This is a genomic window from Tolypothrix campylonemoides VB511288_2 (assembly GCF_045999855.1).
Classification (GTDB): domain Bacteria; phylum Cyanobacteriota; class Cyanobacteriia; order Cyanobacteriales; family Nostocaceae; genus Scytonema; species Scytonema bouteillei_A.
Genome location: NZ_JBFPMW010000012.1, coordinates 311,609 through 326,265 on the forward strand (window position 1 = coordinate 311,609; position 14,657 = coordinate 326,265).

The following is a 14,657-nucleotide window of genomic DNA, read 5'->3' on the forward strand; positions in this document are numbered from 1 at the left end:
TAGTGAAATGGTGCCAATGTTACAGAATTTGTTACAGAGTCGTGAGACAGAGCCTTCATGCGGTCATTCCCAGGTTTTGCCTGGGAATGAGAGTGAAGATGCTTGAAACAGCAAGCCTCTACAGGCTGTCGGAGCGCGATCGCGGGTCACTAGTTACTCTTAACTGATTGCTGGTTACCGTTAGTTTGCTGTCTAACAACCACATACCACTGCTCACTTTTGGTAGCACCTGTGGTAAGTCAAGTCCTTGTTGCAAACCCATCACTAGTAAAGTTAAGGTTTCTACAAGTTTAGGATCGAAGCGGTGCGATTGGAGCGTTCTACATTCTTCTAGCGCTTGCACAAAGATTTCTTCTCGGTTAACTTGAGTGCTTCTTTTCTTGTTCACCCGCCATTGAAAATCGGCAACTAGTGATAGGATTCTTGATTCCAGAGGAATTTCATCTCCTACCAATCCAGCAGGTTCTCCTGTTCCATCCCACCACTCGGTTTGATGTGTAATAATTTGTGCGATCGCTCTCAATCTTGGCATTCTTCGCAAGACTTGCGTACCGGGTACAAGGGGACAAGTCAGGGGACAACTGGGGGCATCTTGTTGGTATCCAGTATAAGTCCCTGGAGGCAGAACACTTTCTGCTTTTTGTAATGGGTCTATACGATGCAGCCAACCGGCAAGCCGCAGGCGTTTGATTTGCCATGCAGGAAGATCGAGAAGTTGTCCCATTGTTTCCGCAAGTGCCACAACTTCTGATGCTGCCTTTGGGTTTTTGATATCTGATGCATCAAGAATTTGTGCCATCCGCAAGAAGGCTTGGATTTCGTTGGATACTAAATTGCGATCTAATGCTTGATGCCGGGTTGCCGTGTATTCTGGTAGGTTGAATTGACCCGTTTGGAGATAATCTACAACACGGGCAGTGACTTCACTTAAGTTTTCTAATGTGGCAAAAGTGGGCTGAATGGTTTGCGTGTATGACTTGAGTTTTGTCGCTAATTCTGAATTGTATTGTTCAACGTGAGCGATCGCCAATTCTACCGTCTCCCGTACCAATTCAGGCTCGAACGTCCACAAACCGTAGAATTTTCGTTCTATATCTGATGCAGGTTGCTCGTTAGGACCATAATCAGCTTCCATCAACTCTTGACAAATAACCATTGCCGTGTATCCGGGCGACATGATAATGAGATGCCATTCTTGAGCGACTGGATCTGTTGTATCTAATGGCACCAAACTAATGTTAGGTAACTGGCTGGTAGCGTGTTCGGCGAATACGCTATCAGCAGCTGCCATAATGGTAATATGACTGGCTTTTTTGGCTATATCTGCGTATCTTTCTGCTTCTTGTAAATACCACTTCCCCTGTTGAAAGGCTGTGATGACTAGCGGCTTACCCTCGTCTTTGAGAATATGGTCTTCTAAGGCATGGCACAACGAGACTAAAGTATTCTTGTAGTAAACACCGAATTGGATTGGTCTAGTACTGTATCGATGAGCTGTTTCTAGTTTTTGTAAAATTGAGCCTTGTAACATGGGATTTTATAGGATGAATCGCAGAGGGGGTGGGAGAGTGGGAAGTTGGGAGTGGGGGAGTGGGGGCAATTTTACCCCATCACCCCTTCCTCGTAATCTAAGCGACACCAACGAGTTGTTTGTCTTTACTCTCAACGGGTGCGGAAAGCGCTTCTTCTAGATCGGCACAGCCGAACTTTTCTTCTAGGATTTTCATGACTTCCCGTCCAAAATCATTTGGATTGCGTTGCCATGCTTCCAAACAAACCTTACCAAAGAAGGAACCAAGAGGTTCGGGATTCCACAGAAGTTTTCTGAAGTTCCATGGCATAAGGCTCATGGGATTCCAGCCGGGTTGAATGATTCCCTCTTTAAAACCATACTCTTCTAAATGAGTGTGAGGTTGCAGCCCAATAAAAAAGATAGCAGGTTCGACTTTATCAGCACCAAAAATCCTTTCGAGTTCCCGATGGTAAGCGATGGTTTGGCGAATCGTTTCCGGACGTTCATCAATAACGTTAAAGGAGTAGTTGACGGAAACTAAGTCGTTGAATCCTGCTGCTTTTAAGTCCCGGCAATTCTGTAGAACCGTTCGCAAGTTGTACCCCATTCGCATTTTGCGAACTAGTTCCTGAGAGCCACTGGTAATACCAATTTCAAAGTAGTTCATTCCAGTTTTCACCATCAACTCAGACATTTTGGGTGTCAAGTTGTCAGCGCGGATGTAAGCTGCCCAATGAATATCCGTCATGCCAGAATCAATGATTTTCTGTAGAAGTTCCTCAGCATCATCGATAAATTTTCTAGCTGGAATAAATTGAGCATCCGTAAACCAAAAGTTCCGTATACCGCGATTGTAAAGTTGGCGCATCTCCGCCACCACTTCATCAGATGGATTGATGCGAACCTGTTTTCCTTCAACAACAGTGTAAACACAATAGCAGCAATTGTGGGGGCAACCCCGTTTGGTTTGTACACCGATGTAAAAGTCAGCTTCTTCGAGATAGTAACTGAACTCCGGCCAAATACTTTCTATATAATCATAGTTACAAGCCGTTTTCTCTAATGGAGTAGGTTGTTCGTGGATCAGACGCGGGCGTGGTTGTGTCTCTCCTACTACATAACAACGTTCATCTTGAAAATCTCTACCACTTAAAAGTTTTGCAAGTAGAGTTTCGCCCTCCCCTACAGAAACAATAGTTCCCTCGGGCAGGCTTGTTTTCAGCTGTTCGTAAAATACACTGACTGCACCACCACCAACCACCAGACGTGTATCTTTATTGTACTGTCGGGCACGTTTTAATCCGCGTTTGATGAGATCTAAGTTACGCCATAGTTCTGTGTAATAACTGACAAGCATCCGCAAGCTGCCTATTGCCCCATGTAATTTTACAAAGGGATTCTTTGAATAAAAGAACTCAAAGGAATACTGCAATGGGTTACCCCCACGCCCACCAACAGGAGCATAAATTTGGATATCTCTCCAAGAAAATACGAGCAGTGTTGGCTTAAATTCATCAATACAGCGATCTAGGGCAGTGGCATAATCGATGGGTGGTACTGTTCCTAAATCAAAAATCCTCTGCCCGACGCTGGGGAACAGCTTGTGGACGTGGTCTGAAAGATAGACAACCCCAATAGGAAAGATAGGGTTACAAGGAAGGCGGACGTAAAGAATTCGGTTTTCCATCACAGGTGTCTTGACTTCCATTTTGCCTTTGTTCGGAGAGACAGCACTAGTACAAAAACGCAGAACTACTCTCGTTAGAGGAGTCACTGCAGTGGTGAGGCAACGCGATCTTGGGGATTTGCCCCACGAGCGATCGCCGTGCGTGGTTTCACTAGCTACAGCAAGTTGCGTGGCAGAAGGCGCAAAAGCATACAATACAAGCTTTTTGTCTGTTACTCATGGTTGCCTTATTTTCGCACCTCGTGTACTGGCAATAACTGCTTTTATATGAGTTTTGTTATGTTTTGTGTCCTCTCTCTAATTTTACTTGACATTTTCACTTCTCTTCTCAACTTGTTTAATGGTTTTGTTTTTATAGGGGCTTGGAGGGGAGTTAAGAATGGTTTTCAAACTTTATGGTGAAATTTTGGAACTCCAGGAACCCTGTTTGAGGTATGAAATCTAAGTAGGTAGGGCTTTAGCCCACAAAATAGGACACGTGGTTGGCTTTAGTCCTACCTATAGCAGTTTCAATTTTTTAGGAATGATTTAGAACTGCTGTACCTCCTAAATAAATTTAGGGAAAAAATCAATCGATTCATTATTCAAATTTCCTACTTTATAAGTCTGGGGATTTAACGATCTCCGGTAACAGGTGAGCGATCGCCAATTACGGGTTACTGATTATTGGATACATATCCTTTAGAGATAGAAGATATGAAAAAAATATTTTCATATCTTTACAATACCATTCTGGTTCATTTAAGAAATACTACGATCCACAGTGGTTACTTATAGAGTTCAGCTGCAAAACAGACAATGGCAGTATAGCTATATTTAATTTTTAAGAGGTACGGAGAGCGTATTTGCTTGCGTGTAATGTGTAATTGCGTAAAAGGCATAAATTTTTACAAAATTTTCATATCTCTGGCATACCTTAAGATAGAGATCGTGTGTAAAAGTTCATATGGTAGTCGCAGTTACAGCATGTGGGGATCGATCGGTGTTAGCTTTATCTGATGTAATATAAAATAGTGGCGTAAATAAAGCTCCTCAGCAGTTATGGCTCAAATACTAGATCCTCTACCACCCGAGCAATCGGCTACACTTTTCTGCTGCTACGTGAATGCCACAAGTAAAATACAAGTGGCACGCATATCAAACATTCCTAATTGGTACTTTGAAAGGGTTGTTTTTCCCGGACAACGGTTAGTGTTTGAAGCACCTAGAGAAGCTCACCTAGAGATTCACACGGGTATGATGGCAAGTGCAATTTTATCGGATAGAATTCCGTGCAATCGCCTTGTCGTTAATGAAGCTAGCAATTACGAGTTAGCAACAACCTCTCAGTCAGAAATAGATCCTTTTCATAAAAAACCAATTGTTCAAGCCATTCATACAAAAACCGGAGATTCTATAAAATCTTTAAATGTCACTGGTTTAGTATCTGTTGATTAAGAAAACAAATTTGCTTAGTTTGAGGGTTGCTGTACTCAGCAGCCCTTTTATTTTGGATTTTGGGTATTGTTATAAAAATTCTCCTTTGTCCTCCTTGTCTCCCTTGTCCCCTTTTTCCCCATTAAATATGGATCTACCTTCTTTTGTCTGGTTGTGGAAAATAGCAGCATGGTCGATGGGCTTGTCGTTGCTGGCTTACGTGGTGCTAGCATTTACGGGAGTTTGGATGTTTTTTAGCAGAACATCGGAACGTCTTCCTTTTTTCTTTCAGGGTTCTACAGACAATACGGATATACGCGCTCTTCACTTGCTTATCGGCAGTTGTATGGTAAGTTTAGTTTTGCTGCTGTTGCTGATTGGCATTATTGGGACTCTCGGTCACTTCGGTTCTTTAGGTCATTCTTCACATCTTTATGCAGGCGCGATCGTTGTTTTACTTGTTTTAGTTTCTGCAGGAAGTGCTTTGCTGGTTCATTCCACACGTCCTTGGGCTAAGCGCGTCCATGTCGGAACCAACATCGTTCTGTTATTTGCTTTTATCTGGGTGTCGCTGACAGGATGGAGTGTCGTACAAAAGTATTTGCCTTAGTCAATGTTGGTCTTGGATGGTTTTTTGGAACCAGATTACGAAAGCGATCGTTTTTAGCTAGTGTGGGATTAGGCGTGTTAAACTAACCAACCCAAGTTCAAAAATGGAATCATCCTCTACTTTTCGTCTCTCGCCCTTAATTAGAATTACTCTTTTATCTTTATATGTAGCACTGACTACACCATTGCCTTTCTTAGCGCAAGTTACACAAGCGCCCGTACCACCAACACTTCTGTGGGTAGGTATTGCTATTGGGTTGATAGCCTTATACGCAGCATTAAGTGAACGCGTGATTGTGGATGACCGAGAAATTCAGGTTACTTATCCTAAATGGGTACCGCGTTTTTTTCGCAAGGGATGGTCTTTACCTTGGGTAGAAATTAAAAGCTTAAAACCCCGTACCACAGGACAAGGCGGGCTAGTTTACTATTTTCTCTCTCAGGATGGTAAAGCGTACTTACTACCAATGCGGATCGTGGGGTTTGCTCGTTTAGTTCAAATTGTTCAAGAAAAAACAGGGATAGACACAGCAGATGTATATCCTTTAGCTCAACCTTGGATGTATGTGATTTTATTAGGATTTACATTTCTGCTGTTATTAGTCGATGTCTGGACGATCGCAACAGCTGTTGCTGGAGTCACTTAAAATAACGTGAGTTCGATGCAGTTAAAACAGACTTCGCCCCAAACTCCTCTCCTGCAAGGAGAGGGGCTTCAAAAGCGCTCTCAGAATGTTGTTCTCCACGCTCCTTCAAGAAGAGGGTGAGGTCTGTCGAATTCACGTTAATTTTAAAGCGGAAAGGTTAAAATTGGAAATTCAGCAAGACTCGCAAATGGGACAACCTACTCCCAAAGCATTACTGCGCTTAGAACAAGTCAGCTTGTTTGCTAGTTTGAAAACTCAGAAAAAAGGCGAACAGTTAGGATACCCCATACTACAGGATATTTCTTTTGAGGTATTTGAGGGCGATCGCATAGCTATTACTGGATCTTCTGGTGCAGGCAAAAGTTATCTGTTACGGGTGTTAAACCGTTTAAGCGAATATTCAAATGGCAAAATCTATCTGGAGAATCAAGAGTACCGTCAAATTCCCGCATTGCAACTTCGTTCATCCGTCACATTAGTACCACAAGAATCCAAACTCTTGGGGATGTCAGTGAAAGAAGCTTTGGCGTATCCCCTAGTTCTACGAGGCTTATCGAAACAGATCGTCCAACAACGTGTCACTTATTGGATAGAACAGTTACAAATTCCAGATGATTGGTTGGGACGGGCTGAGGTACAACTTTCTGCAGGACAAAGACAGCTGGTGGCAATTGCCCGTGCTTTAGTCATTCAACCAAAAATTCTGCTACTGGACGAACCAACATCAGCCCTAGATGCGGGGAAGGCAGAACATTTGATACAGATACTGTGCCAGCTTGCTCAAAACCAGCAAACAACTGTTCTTATGGTCAATCACCAACTCGATCTGTGCCAGGAGTTTTGTACGTGCTTGTTATATTTACAGCAAGGTCGTTTAATAAGCAATCAAAAAGTCCCTCATATAAATTGGGCTAACGTAAAAGAGAATTTAATAAAAGCTAAAGCTCAAGATGAATTTGAATTTTAATCAGTGGTTATTGGTTATTAATTCTCCTAGCAACTAATAACTAACCACTAACCGTTGAACGTTGATTGTGAAATCTTTCCTTCGGGATTTTTGTTGTTGATTGTGGGTTGTTAGCGTTGAGAACTTCCATGTTAAATCTATAACCAACATTACGGATAGTTTGAATTAAACTTGGTTGGCGTGGATCTAATTCCACTTTTTTCCTCAAAGATAAAACGTGTGTATCAATAGTGCGGGGATTATCAATAGCATCTGGCCAAGCACGACGCAAAAGTTCTGACCGACTCAAAGGGACTCCTCCAGCTTGTGCTAAAACATAAAGCAAACTAAATTCTTGTGGTGTTAGGTCAATGAACTCTCCCTGGTAACGAACTCGACGCTGTACCAGGTCGATTTGCAAAGCACCATAATCCAAATAAGCAGGTGCAACAGGCGTGCGTTTTCGACGAATGAGTGCTTCCACTCGTGCTAAAAATTCCTGCATCCCAAAAGGTTTGCTGAGATAATCATCTGCCCCTGCTTTTAACCCAGCAACGATGTCAGCCTCATTACTTCGTGCAGATAGCATGAGAATTAGAGGCTGCTGCTGACGGTGCAACCAACGACAAAACTCAATGCCATCACCATCAGGTAAATCGGCATCAAGAATGACTAATGTTGGCTGATTGCTTAAAAAGACTTCCCTAGCTTGATATATACTTGCAGCTTGATGCACCCGATAGTCCAGTTGTTGCAAGTGCCAGCCTAGCAATGACCTCAGATGGGGATTTCCCTCAACGATTTCAATACAAACCGAACCCACGGTGGCAAGACCCCTCATTATGTATGACCTTCAAGGTAACAAAGCATATGTCCTATGTTTTGTAATCCTTGTTACTTCAATTGCTATTAGCTTCAAATTTACCAATACTTATACGGGCAAGGTGTTTAATCAATGCCTTATGCCAAGCCAAATTAGTAATATTCTTAAATTTTTGTTAGACTTATCAAAACTACTTTCTGTTAAATACCCTGCTATGGATAGAGTGCTGCTTACCAATCCTGCGATCGCAACAAATAGCAAAGACTCTCCTACTAATGTACTCTACCCCCCAAAATGACTTATGCCATTCTTCCCTTGAATTATAACAATAACTTACCAGTCAACCCTATTCCCTAATTTATGGAATAGGATCTAAATAATTTGTAGCTAGCTCTTGGGGTTTCCCCAAAGAGGAAGATATCAATACCCATTCGTCAATGCAAAACTAGATGTGGGACTTCACATCTGGTTTCAAATCGACTACAATCTTTTTTCCAAACAGATTTCAACAGCCGTTATGCTCCAAGACACACAAACCATCCGCTATTACCAAAGACTAACCGACGCCTTCGTCGAGCTATGGAATCGCGGTTATCGCATGGATGATATGCGGATGTATTTGGATGGCTATTTAGCCGCGCTGCGTCACGGTAATGCCATTGAGCCGTATCTGATTCATCGCTTAGAGGAGGAAGCAAGCCGCTACTTACACGATGTTTCAAACTTTACAATGACACAAACACAACCCCAACCAGATTACTACTAATGCCTGGTGCAGGTAGTCGCAGCCATCTAGAAATCAACGCAGATGATTATAGCATAATTATCTGCTTTGTCACCACGTAGCAGCGATCGAAATTTTTGGAGACAGTTTTTAGCTCAATTTATTCCCTCAGCAAACCCCAGGTTTCAAAATCTGCTGAGGGTTTTTGCTTTTACGACGCTAAAGCGACTTCTACCATTTGCTGTAACTCGCCTTTTTGGTAGAGTTCAATTAAGATGTCCGAACCACCTACAAACTGACCATTGATATAAACTTGAGGGATAGTAGGCCAATTAGAGTATTCCTTAATACCTTGGCGAATATCGGGCTCGTCAAGTACATTAATTGTTTCAAAAGGAACACCCAATGTATTCAGTATTTGAACAACATTGTTAGAGAAGCCACACATGGGCATCAGTTTGGTGCCTTTCATGAACACTAAAATTTTGTTTTGCTTTACTAAACTATCGAGTCGCTCTTTAAGTTCTGGAGTCATTGTCTCGTTATTTCCTAACTTATTTTTGGTTTAATTGTTAATTGCTAATTGCTAATTGCTAATTGTCAGTTTTCCATTAGCCACTAGCCATTAGCCCTCCCTTGTATCTCAGGAACGGAGACGCTATGTGCAAGGCACACGCTCCGCAATGCCGCAGGCTATGCCCGGAAGGGCTATACGCAAACGCCAGTCCCTAGGGCGCGGGAAACCCGTCTACAAGGCTGGTCTCACCATTAGCCATCAGCCATCAGCCATTAGCCGTTTGCCAACTATCTGGAGTATAGGTTTTGAGGGCTAGGGCGTGGATAGCTTCAGTAGACATAGCTTGCCGTACTGCACTGTAAACTAACTGGTGTTGTTGTACCAATCCCTTACCTGCAAAGTGCGATGACACAACAGTGACTTGATAATGGTCACCGCCTCCAGTCAAGTCTTGCACTTGAACTACGGCATCTGGCAGTTCAGCCTTAATCATTTCCTCAACTTGCTGCGGACTAATCATCGCGATTTTTGAGAACCTTACTTTATTTAGTCTTCCTATTACGGATTTTAACTGTTGCAACTAAAATTTTTTGGAAGCTTGGCAACTAATGTAAGGTGAGTTTGATGAAATGAGGGTGCTAAGCCGCCCTTGCATATAATTTGCACACTTCTGACTTGGGAAAAATTAGTCAAGCCCTCCCTCGCGACCGACAAGAGAGAATTAAAGGTAGCACAGCTAAGCTCCCATTGGGGACTCTGTTTCCTTAAGAAAGAAGGAGTGAGTATGAGGTTTGTCAAACTCAAATTAAGGTATAATCGCAGTCCTCTCGTTACCCGGCAGACAGAATTCGCGACCATACAGATAAAACCCACATAGGTGGGTTTCAGAACCTTGATTTTTTTGCTGCTCCGTGTAGGCGGACGAGAGGTTGTAAGGTAGCGAATTATATTCGCCCAAACTTTTCAAAAATCCTCTAGTGACAAACGGACATAACAGATAACTTTATCTGATAGAGATGTTAAAGAACACATCCATAAGTGGGAATTAGATTATTTTTTGGGAGGGGAAGAGGTAGAAGAAGTTGTACCACCACCTCGTGCTGGAGTATCCACAAAACCCAACTCCAATAACTGCTGATAAGCTTTTTTGCCTAAATCCCTTGTAGGGTTTTGACTTTTCACAATTTGAATCAGTAACGGTACAGCTAATTCTGGTTTATTTTGTGCTCGATGTACGAGTGCTAGCTGGTAAGTTGCTTCATCTCTCATTTGAGCTGTTTCCAGTGCTTTTTTGCGCTGAGCATCAGCAACTCTGTTGTCAATTCCTGAGAAGCTAGAGTTCAAATCCTGATAAAAATTGGATAGCTGATTAAAAACAATTCTGGCTTCTTGAAGTTTCTTAGCTGCCGTGTCGTAGTTTTGAGAAGAGACTGCGTTGCTTGCCTCTGTCATCAGACGTTTTCCTCCGTCAATGCTCAACAAGCTGTTATTTTGCCCTGTTGGACGAAGGGTATTGGGATCGTTAGGATCGATCGGCTGAACTTGGTTAGAGTTCCCAGGAAGTTCTACTTGGGCAGCAACAGGTGATAGCAAGCAAAAAGCTAGCACCCCCGCTAGAGAAGTGAGGCGAATTAAAGGAACATGGAGAAAAAATTTCATGGGGTAAAGTGGAGTACTAACTCAATAAAACACGTATTGAAACTTCGGGTATCTTAACTCTGTTTTGTACTTTCACAAAGTAAAGCTATATGTTAAGTCTCTTGGTTTTAGACTGAAAATCAATAAAATCAAGTTCCCACAGTACTAGTACTACCATTTACCAGCCTTCCATTAGCCATTAGCCATTAGCCATTAGCAATTTCCGCAAATGCGTGTTGGGTAAGTTCTGCTTCTTGATGATTTAATTTTTGAAGTGCCTTTGTTAAATCAGATGTAAGGCGTTTTGCTTCTTGTTTAACAGAATTGCCAGTATAATCCGCTACTTCTATTGGACAGCCAATGTGAATAGTTACATCTGTACCCCATGTGGGATAAGGTTGGCTGTATTGAATGGCAATAGGTACAATTTTGACACCGAGACCGCGTTCGCTCTTAGCGCTAGCTGTACCCAGTTTATCGCATGGCAGCGCCGCCTCCCCCGGCTTATCGCTAGATTCAGCACTTAAAGCCAAACGAGAAATACCTGGTTTTAGAGGGTGAACCTCGTCATCGCGGAAAATACCACCTTCTGGGAAAATCACCACAGTTTCGCCATTCCGAAGAAGGTCTACTCCATGACGGAGAGTGGAAATCGATGGGCGTTGAGGATCGACAGGAAAACCGCCCATACGGCGAACGAACCAACCCTGGAGACCTTGGCATTCGCTAATAGTGACCATAAAGCGTAAATCTCGACCTGTCACACAACGACCTGCAACATAAGGTATGAGTAAAGCATCCCACCGCGCCCGATGCGTAGGAGCAAGGATAACAGGACCTGTTTTAGGAAGATTTTCTTGTCCGGTAATTTTTATCCTTCCAAAGAAAAGTGGCATGAGAAAATGCCGCCCTAGTAAATACATCAGTGGGCTTAGCCAAGGACAAACCCGCGAGGTAGTAGAATGAGCCACCTGAGGGTTTGCTGGCATAGTAGCTGATACGTTGCGGGATGAATCGAAGGAAGATTGTTGCTCAATCATGACGGTGGCTGCTAACTGTTAGGTAAAATGCGCTTGAAACTCGTATTAGATACACCGTAGATTTTCTTCCGTGACTTGAGTAGTACCAATTGGACAGTTTCACCTCTGTCCTTTAGTTAGAATCTCGTCGCCGATTAGCAAACCAAGCTTGCAATTGTTGACGACAGCTAGATTCCAGAACACCTCCAATAACGCGCAATCGGTGATTGGAAACTGCGCTATCGGGTATGTTACTAACAGTACGAATTGCCCCAGTTTTTGGATCGTCAACTCCGTACACTAAAAGACCTATACGTGCCTGCACAATTGCACCGGCACACATAGCACAAGGTTCTAAAGTCACGTATAGAGTACATTGGTTCAGACGCCAAGTTTGTAACCTGTGGGATGCTTCCCTAATCGCAAGAATTTCCGCATGAGCTGTCGGGTCTTTGTCACGCTCCTTTCTGTTTTCACCTTCTGCAATTAAATTTTCTGATGAATCAATAATAACAGCACCTACTGGGATTTCATCTGCATCACCGGCTACCTGTGCTAAATCTAAAGCACGGCTCATCCACTTTTGGTGTGTCAGATAATCTAAATATTTAATTAACATTTTCGTTAGTTGTCAGTAGAACTAATAACAACTAACCACTAACAACTAACCACTAACAACTAACTACTTACTAAATTAAACTCAAACTTTCCTACTTGACGGTTATTGACAAAAACTTCTATAGTATGCGTCCCAGGAGGATCGCCTGGTGACACAGTCCAAGTATTTCCTATAACACCATCTTTTGTGTAGACAGTACGTTGCGTTGTTGCTTGTGTTTTGTCTCTCGATACTGAAAATTCAGCACTAGCAGGAGCCCCCCAATTTTTTGCTGCTTTTGGCAATTGATAAATCTCGCGCCACGTCACTTGACCTTGATAGCCCTTCAGCCGAATGCGCCATCCATAAGCTGTTTCATTTTTTAATGGCACTTTATTAGTGGGCGTAAAAGAAACTTTGTAATCTTGGGGGTCGATTCTCACAATACCAAATTCTGCTTTTGCAACACTCAAGGAATTAGATTGAGAGCCTTGTTGAATTGCCTGCTGTGTTCCAGTAAAAATTTGAGAAGGATCTTCAGCACAGGCTGGTATCAAAAGCGATACTGCAACGAAAAATGCAATTTTTAATACTTTTACTTGCATAATTTTTTCTGCTTAAATCTACTGTAAGAACATCTGTAATTCTACGTGTATCACAACGATCGCAGTTTCTTTGCTTTATAATGTTACGGGTTGAGCGAGCAAAGAATCCAATTGACCCTTTGTATCCAATTCGTAAATATCATCACAACCCCCAATATGTTGGTTGTTAATAAAAATTTGTGGTACCGTGCGGCGTCCGTTAGCACGTTCTGCCATTTTCGCTCTAGCAGTTTCATCCCCATCGATTTTGTACTCGGTAAAATTTACACCCTTCCACCACAAAAGCAATTTGGCACGGATACAATACGGGCAAGTTAGCCAAGTATAAATTTCTACATTTGCTTTGATAGATTCTGGATGACGACCCAACACAGAGTTAATAAAGTTTACCATTGTTCGTTGACTTCACTGTTTTTCAAGTATGGTATCACCAGAGAACAGCGACCAGTAATATGTTAAAAATTTTACTGCTTTTGATAAAAGAAAATTTTATTGGAATAGATGAAATCACTTCAATGTTATTGATAGGCAATAACCTCAGACATACTGAAATTTTATATCTATTCAGTAAAAATACTTATAAAATAAGAAGAACCTAACTATTCAAAAATTACCACGAACGACTAACAACTAACGACTTACTCCACTTTAGAAGCAAAACTTAACATAGACGCAAGTTGATACTATTTTCCACAGGTATCCGCCGTTTGGTAGACTTGAAAACTGAAATAGATTTCACAGAACAACGTAATACCAAGCAATTGAGAGGGCAGAGTTTGTGGAAAATACACTTGGGTTAGAAATTATTGAGGTTGTTGAGCAAGCCGCCATTGCCTCTTCCCGTTGGATGGGCAAAGGTGAGAAGAACACTGCTGACCAAGTGGCTGTGGAAGCTATGCGGGAACGGATGAATAAAATTTATATGCGCGGTCGCATCGTAATTGGTGAAGGCGAACGCGATGAAGCTCCCATGCTTTATATTGGGGAAGAAGTTGGTATCTGTACCCGTTCAGATGCCAAAGATTTCTGCAACCCCGATGAATTAATTGAAATTGACATTGCTGTTGACCCCTGCGAAGGCACCAACCTAGTTGCTTACGGTCAAAACGGCTCAATGGCAGTATTGGCAATTTCCGAAAAAGGCGGTCTATTTGCTGCACCAGACTTCTACATGAAGAAATTAGCAGCACCACCTCAAGCTCGCGGTCATGTTGATATTAACAAGTCTGCCACTGAAAACCTCAAAATTTTATCCGAGTGCTTAAACCGTTCCGTAGATGAATTGGTAGTGGTCGTTATGGATCGTCCCCGCCACAAGGAACTTATTCAAGAAATCCGACAAGCAGGGGCTAGAGTCAGGCTAATTAGCGATGGTGACGTTTCTGCTGCCATTTCCTGCGCCTTCGCCGGTACTAACATTCATGCGCTCATGGGTATTGGTGCTGCACCTGAAGGTGTGATTTCCGCAGCTGCTTTACGTTGTTTGGGTGGGCATTTCCAAGGACAACTGATTTACGATCCAGAAGTCGTAAAAACTGGGTTAATTGGAGAGAGCAGAGAAGGTAACATTGCACGACTCAAAGAAATGAACATTACAGACCCAGATCGGGTTTACAACGCTGATGAATTGGCTTCTGGTGAAACCGTACTGTTTGCGGCTTGCGGTATTACCCCAGGAACGCTTATGGATGGTGTTCGCTTCTTCCACGGCGGCGCTAGGACTCAAAGTTTGGTTATTTCCAGCCAGTCCCGCACTGCTCGATTTGTCGATACAATTCATTTGTTTGATGAGCCAAAAACTCTACAGTTGAGATAGTTATTGGCTGATGGCTAATAGCTAATAGCTAATAGCTAATGGCTGATGGCTAATGGTGAGACCAGCCCTGTAGGCGGGTTTCCCGCCGTAGGGGACTGG

The 14,657-nt window shown here is 42.6% G+C and carries 18 protein-coding genes; 8 read left to right on the plus strand and 10 right to left on the minus strand.

Annotation, left to right across the window (positions count from 1 at the left end; translation table 11 throughout):
• Positions 1-118: 118 nt before the first annotated feature.
• Together AB0756_RS30170 and AB0756_RS30175 are read right to left on the minus strand one after the other, a co-directional pair.
• Positions 119-1,531: a DICT sensory domain-containing protein gene (locus tag AB0756_RS30170; protein ID WP_038079278.1), complete on the minus strand. Its 1,413-nt coding sequence runs from the start codon at positions 1,529-1,531 to the stop codon at positions 119-121.
• Between the two features lie 97 nt (positions 1,532-1,628).
• Complete coding sequence (locus tag AB0756_RS30175; protein WP_038079366.1) at positions 1,629-3,221, minus strand: photosystem II high light acclimation radical SAM protein; 1,593 nt, start codon at positions 3,219-3,221, stop codon at positions 1,629-1,631.
• Here AB0756_RS30175 and AB0756_RS30180 point away from each other — a divergent pair.
• The 5 genes from AB0756_RS30180 (at position 3,211) to AB0756_RS30200 (ending at position 6,839) form a co-directional block, all read left to right on the plus strand.
• Positions 3,211-3,471 carry a hypothetical protein gene (locus AB0756_RS30180; protein ID WP_167844770.1) on the plus strand — a complete coding sequence of 87 codons (261 nt, stop codon included), beginning with the start codon at positions 3,211-3,213 and terminating at the stop codon, positions 3,469-3,471. The genes AB0756_RS30175 and AB0756_RS30180 overlap by 11 nt on opposite strands.
• Before the next feature lie 770 nt (positions 3,472-4,241).
• Entirely contained in the window at positions 4,242-4,637 is a 396-nt protein-coding gene (locus AB0756_RS30185; protein ID WP_038079280.1) for a DUF1830 domain-containing protein, read from the plus strand.
• A gap of 127 nt (positions 4,638-4,764) precedes the next feature.
• Positions 4,765-5,226, plus strand: coding sequence for a DUF4079 domain-containing protein (locus tag AB0756_RS30190; protein WP_050046912.1), 462 nt, complete (start codon positions 4,765-4,767; stop codon positions 5,224-5,226).
• A 103-nt stretch (positions 5,227-5,329) separates the two neighbouring features.
• A complete protein-coding gene (locus AB0756_RS30195) occupies positions 5,330-5,872 on the plus strand; it encodes a hypothetical protein (protein ID WP_050046764.1) in 543 nt (180 codons plus the stop codon).
• Between the two features lie 187 nt (positions 5,873-6,059).
• Entirely contained in the window at positions 6,060-6,839 is a 780-nt protein-coding gene (locus AB0756_RS30200) for an ABC transporter ATP-binding protein (protein WP_038079367.1), read from the plus strand.
• Positions 6,840-6,879: 40 nt separating this feature from the next.
• Here the strand turns inward: AB0756_RS30200 and AB0756_RS30205 are convergent, their stop codons facing one another.
• Entirely contained in the window at positions 6,880-7,641 is a 762-nt protein-coding gene (locus AB0756_RS30205; RefSeq protein WP_038079368.1) for a response regulator transcription factor, read from the minus strand.
• Between the two features lie 139 nt (positions 7,642-7,780).
• Here AB0756_RS30205 and AB0756_RS30210 point away from each other — a divergent pair, with 139 nt between their 5' ends.
• On the plus strand, positions 7,781-7,939 hold the full coding sequence (locus AB0756_RS30210; RefSeq protein ID WP_167844769.1) for a hypothetical protein: 159 nt from the start codon (positions 7,781-7,783) through the stop codon (positions 7,937-7,939).
• 219 nt (positions 7,940-8,158) lie between these two features.
• A complete protein-coding gene (locus AB0756_RS30215) occupies positions 8,159-8,407 on the plus strand; it encodes a DUF6761 family protein (RefSeq protein WP_038079370.1) in 249 nt (82 codons plus the stop codon).
• Positions 8,408-8,576: 169 nt separating this feature from the next.
• On the opposite strand, the gene grxD is transcribed toward AB0756_RS30215, so the two are convergent.
• The 7 genes from grxD to grxC all read right to left on the minus strand — a co-directional run bounded on the left by grxD (position 8,577) and on the right by grxC (position 13,135).
• Complete coding sequence (gene grxD, locus AB0756_RS30220; RefSeq protein ID WP_038079293.1) at positions 8,577-8,900, minus strand: Grx4 family monothiol glutaredoxin; 324 nt, start codon at positions 8,898-8,900, stop codon at positions 8,577-8,579.
• A gap of 247 nt (positions 8,901-9,147) precedes the next feature.
• Complete coding sequence (locus AB0756_RS30225; RefSeq protein WP_038079372.1) at positions 9,148-9,402, minus strand: BolA family protein; 255 nt, start codon at positions 9,400-9,402, stop codon at positions 9,148-9,150.
• A 530-nt stretch (positions 9,403-9,932) separates the two neighbouring features.
• Entirely contained in the window at positions 9,933-10,541 is a 609-nt protein-coding gene (locus AB0756_RS30230; RefSeq protein ID WP_038079295.1) for a hypothetical protein, read from the minus strand.
• 185 nt (positions 10,542-10,726) lie between these two features.
• The gene (locus AB0756_RS30235) at positions 10,727-11,560 is read right to left on the minus strand and encodes a lysophospholipid acyltransferase family protein (protein WP_038079299.1); all 834 of its coding nucleotides are present in this window, start codon (positions 11,558-11,560) and stop codon (positions 10,727-10,729) included.
• A 112-nt stretch (positions 11,561-11,672) separates the two neighbouring features.
• The gene (gene tadA / locus AB0756_RS30240; protein WP_050046765.1) at positions 11,673-12,158 is read right to left on the minus strand and encodes a tRNA adenosine(34) deaminase TadA; all 486 of its coding nucleotides are present in this window, start codon (positions 12,156-12,158) and stop codon (positions 11,673-11,675) included.
• 59 nt (positions 12,159-12,217) lie between these two features.
• The gene (locus AB0756_RS30245) at positions 12,218-12,742 is read right to left on the minus strand and encodes a hypothetical protein (RefSeq protein ID WP_038079303.1); all 525 of its coding nucleotides are present in this window, start codon (positions 12,740-12,742) and stop codon (positions 12,218-12,220) included.
• A gap of 75 nt (positions 12,743-12,817) precedes the next feature.
• Complete coding sequence (grxC, locus tag AB0756_RS30250; protein WP_038079307.1) at positions 12,818-13,135, minus strand: glutaredoxin 3; 318 nt, start codon at positions 13,133-13,135, stop codon at positions 12,818-12,820.
• A gap of 385 nt (positions 13,136-13,520) precedes the next feature.
• On the opposite strand from grxC, the gene glpX reads away from it, so the two are divergent.
• A complete protein-coding gene (glpX, locus tag AB0756_RS30255) occupies positions 13,521-14,558 on the plus strand; it encodes a class II fructose-bisphosphatase (protein WP_038079312.1) in 1,038 nt (345 codons plus the stop codon).
• The last annotated feature ends 99 nt before the right edge of the window (positions 14,559-14,657 follow it).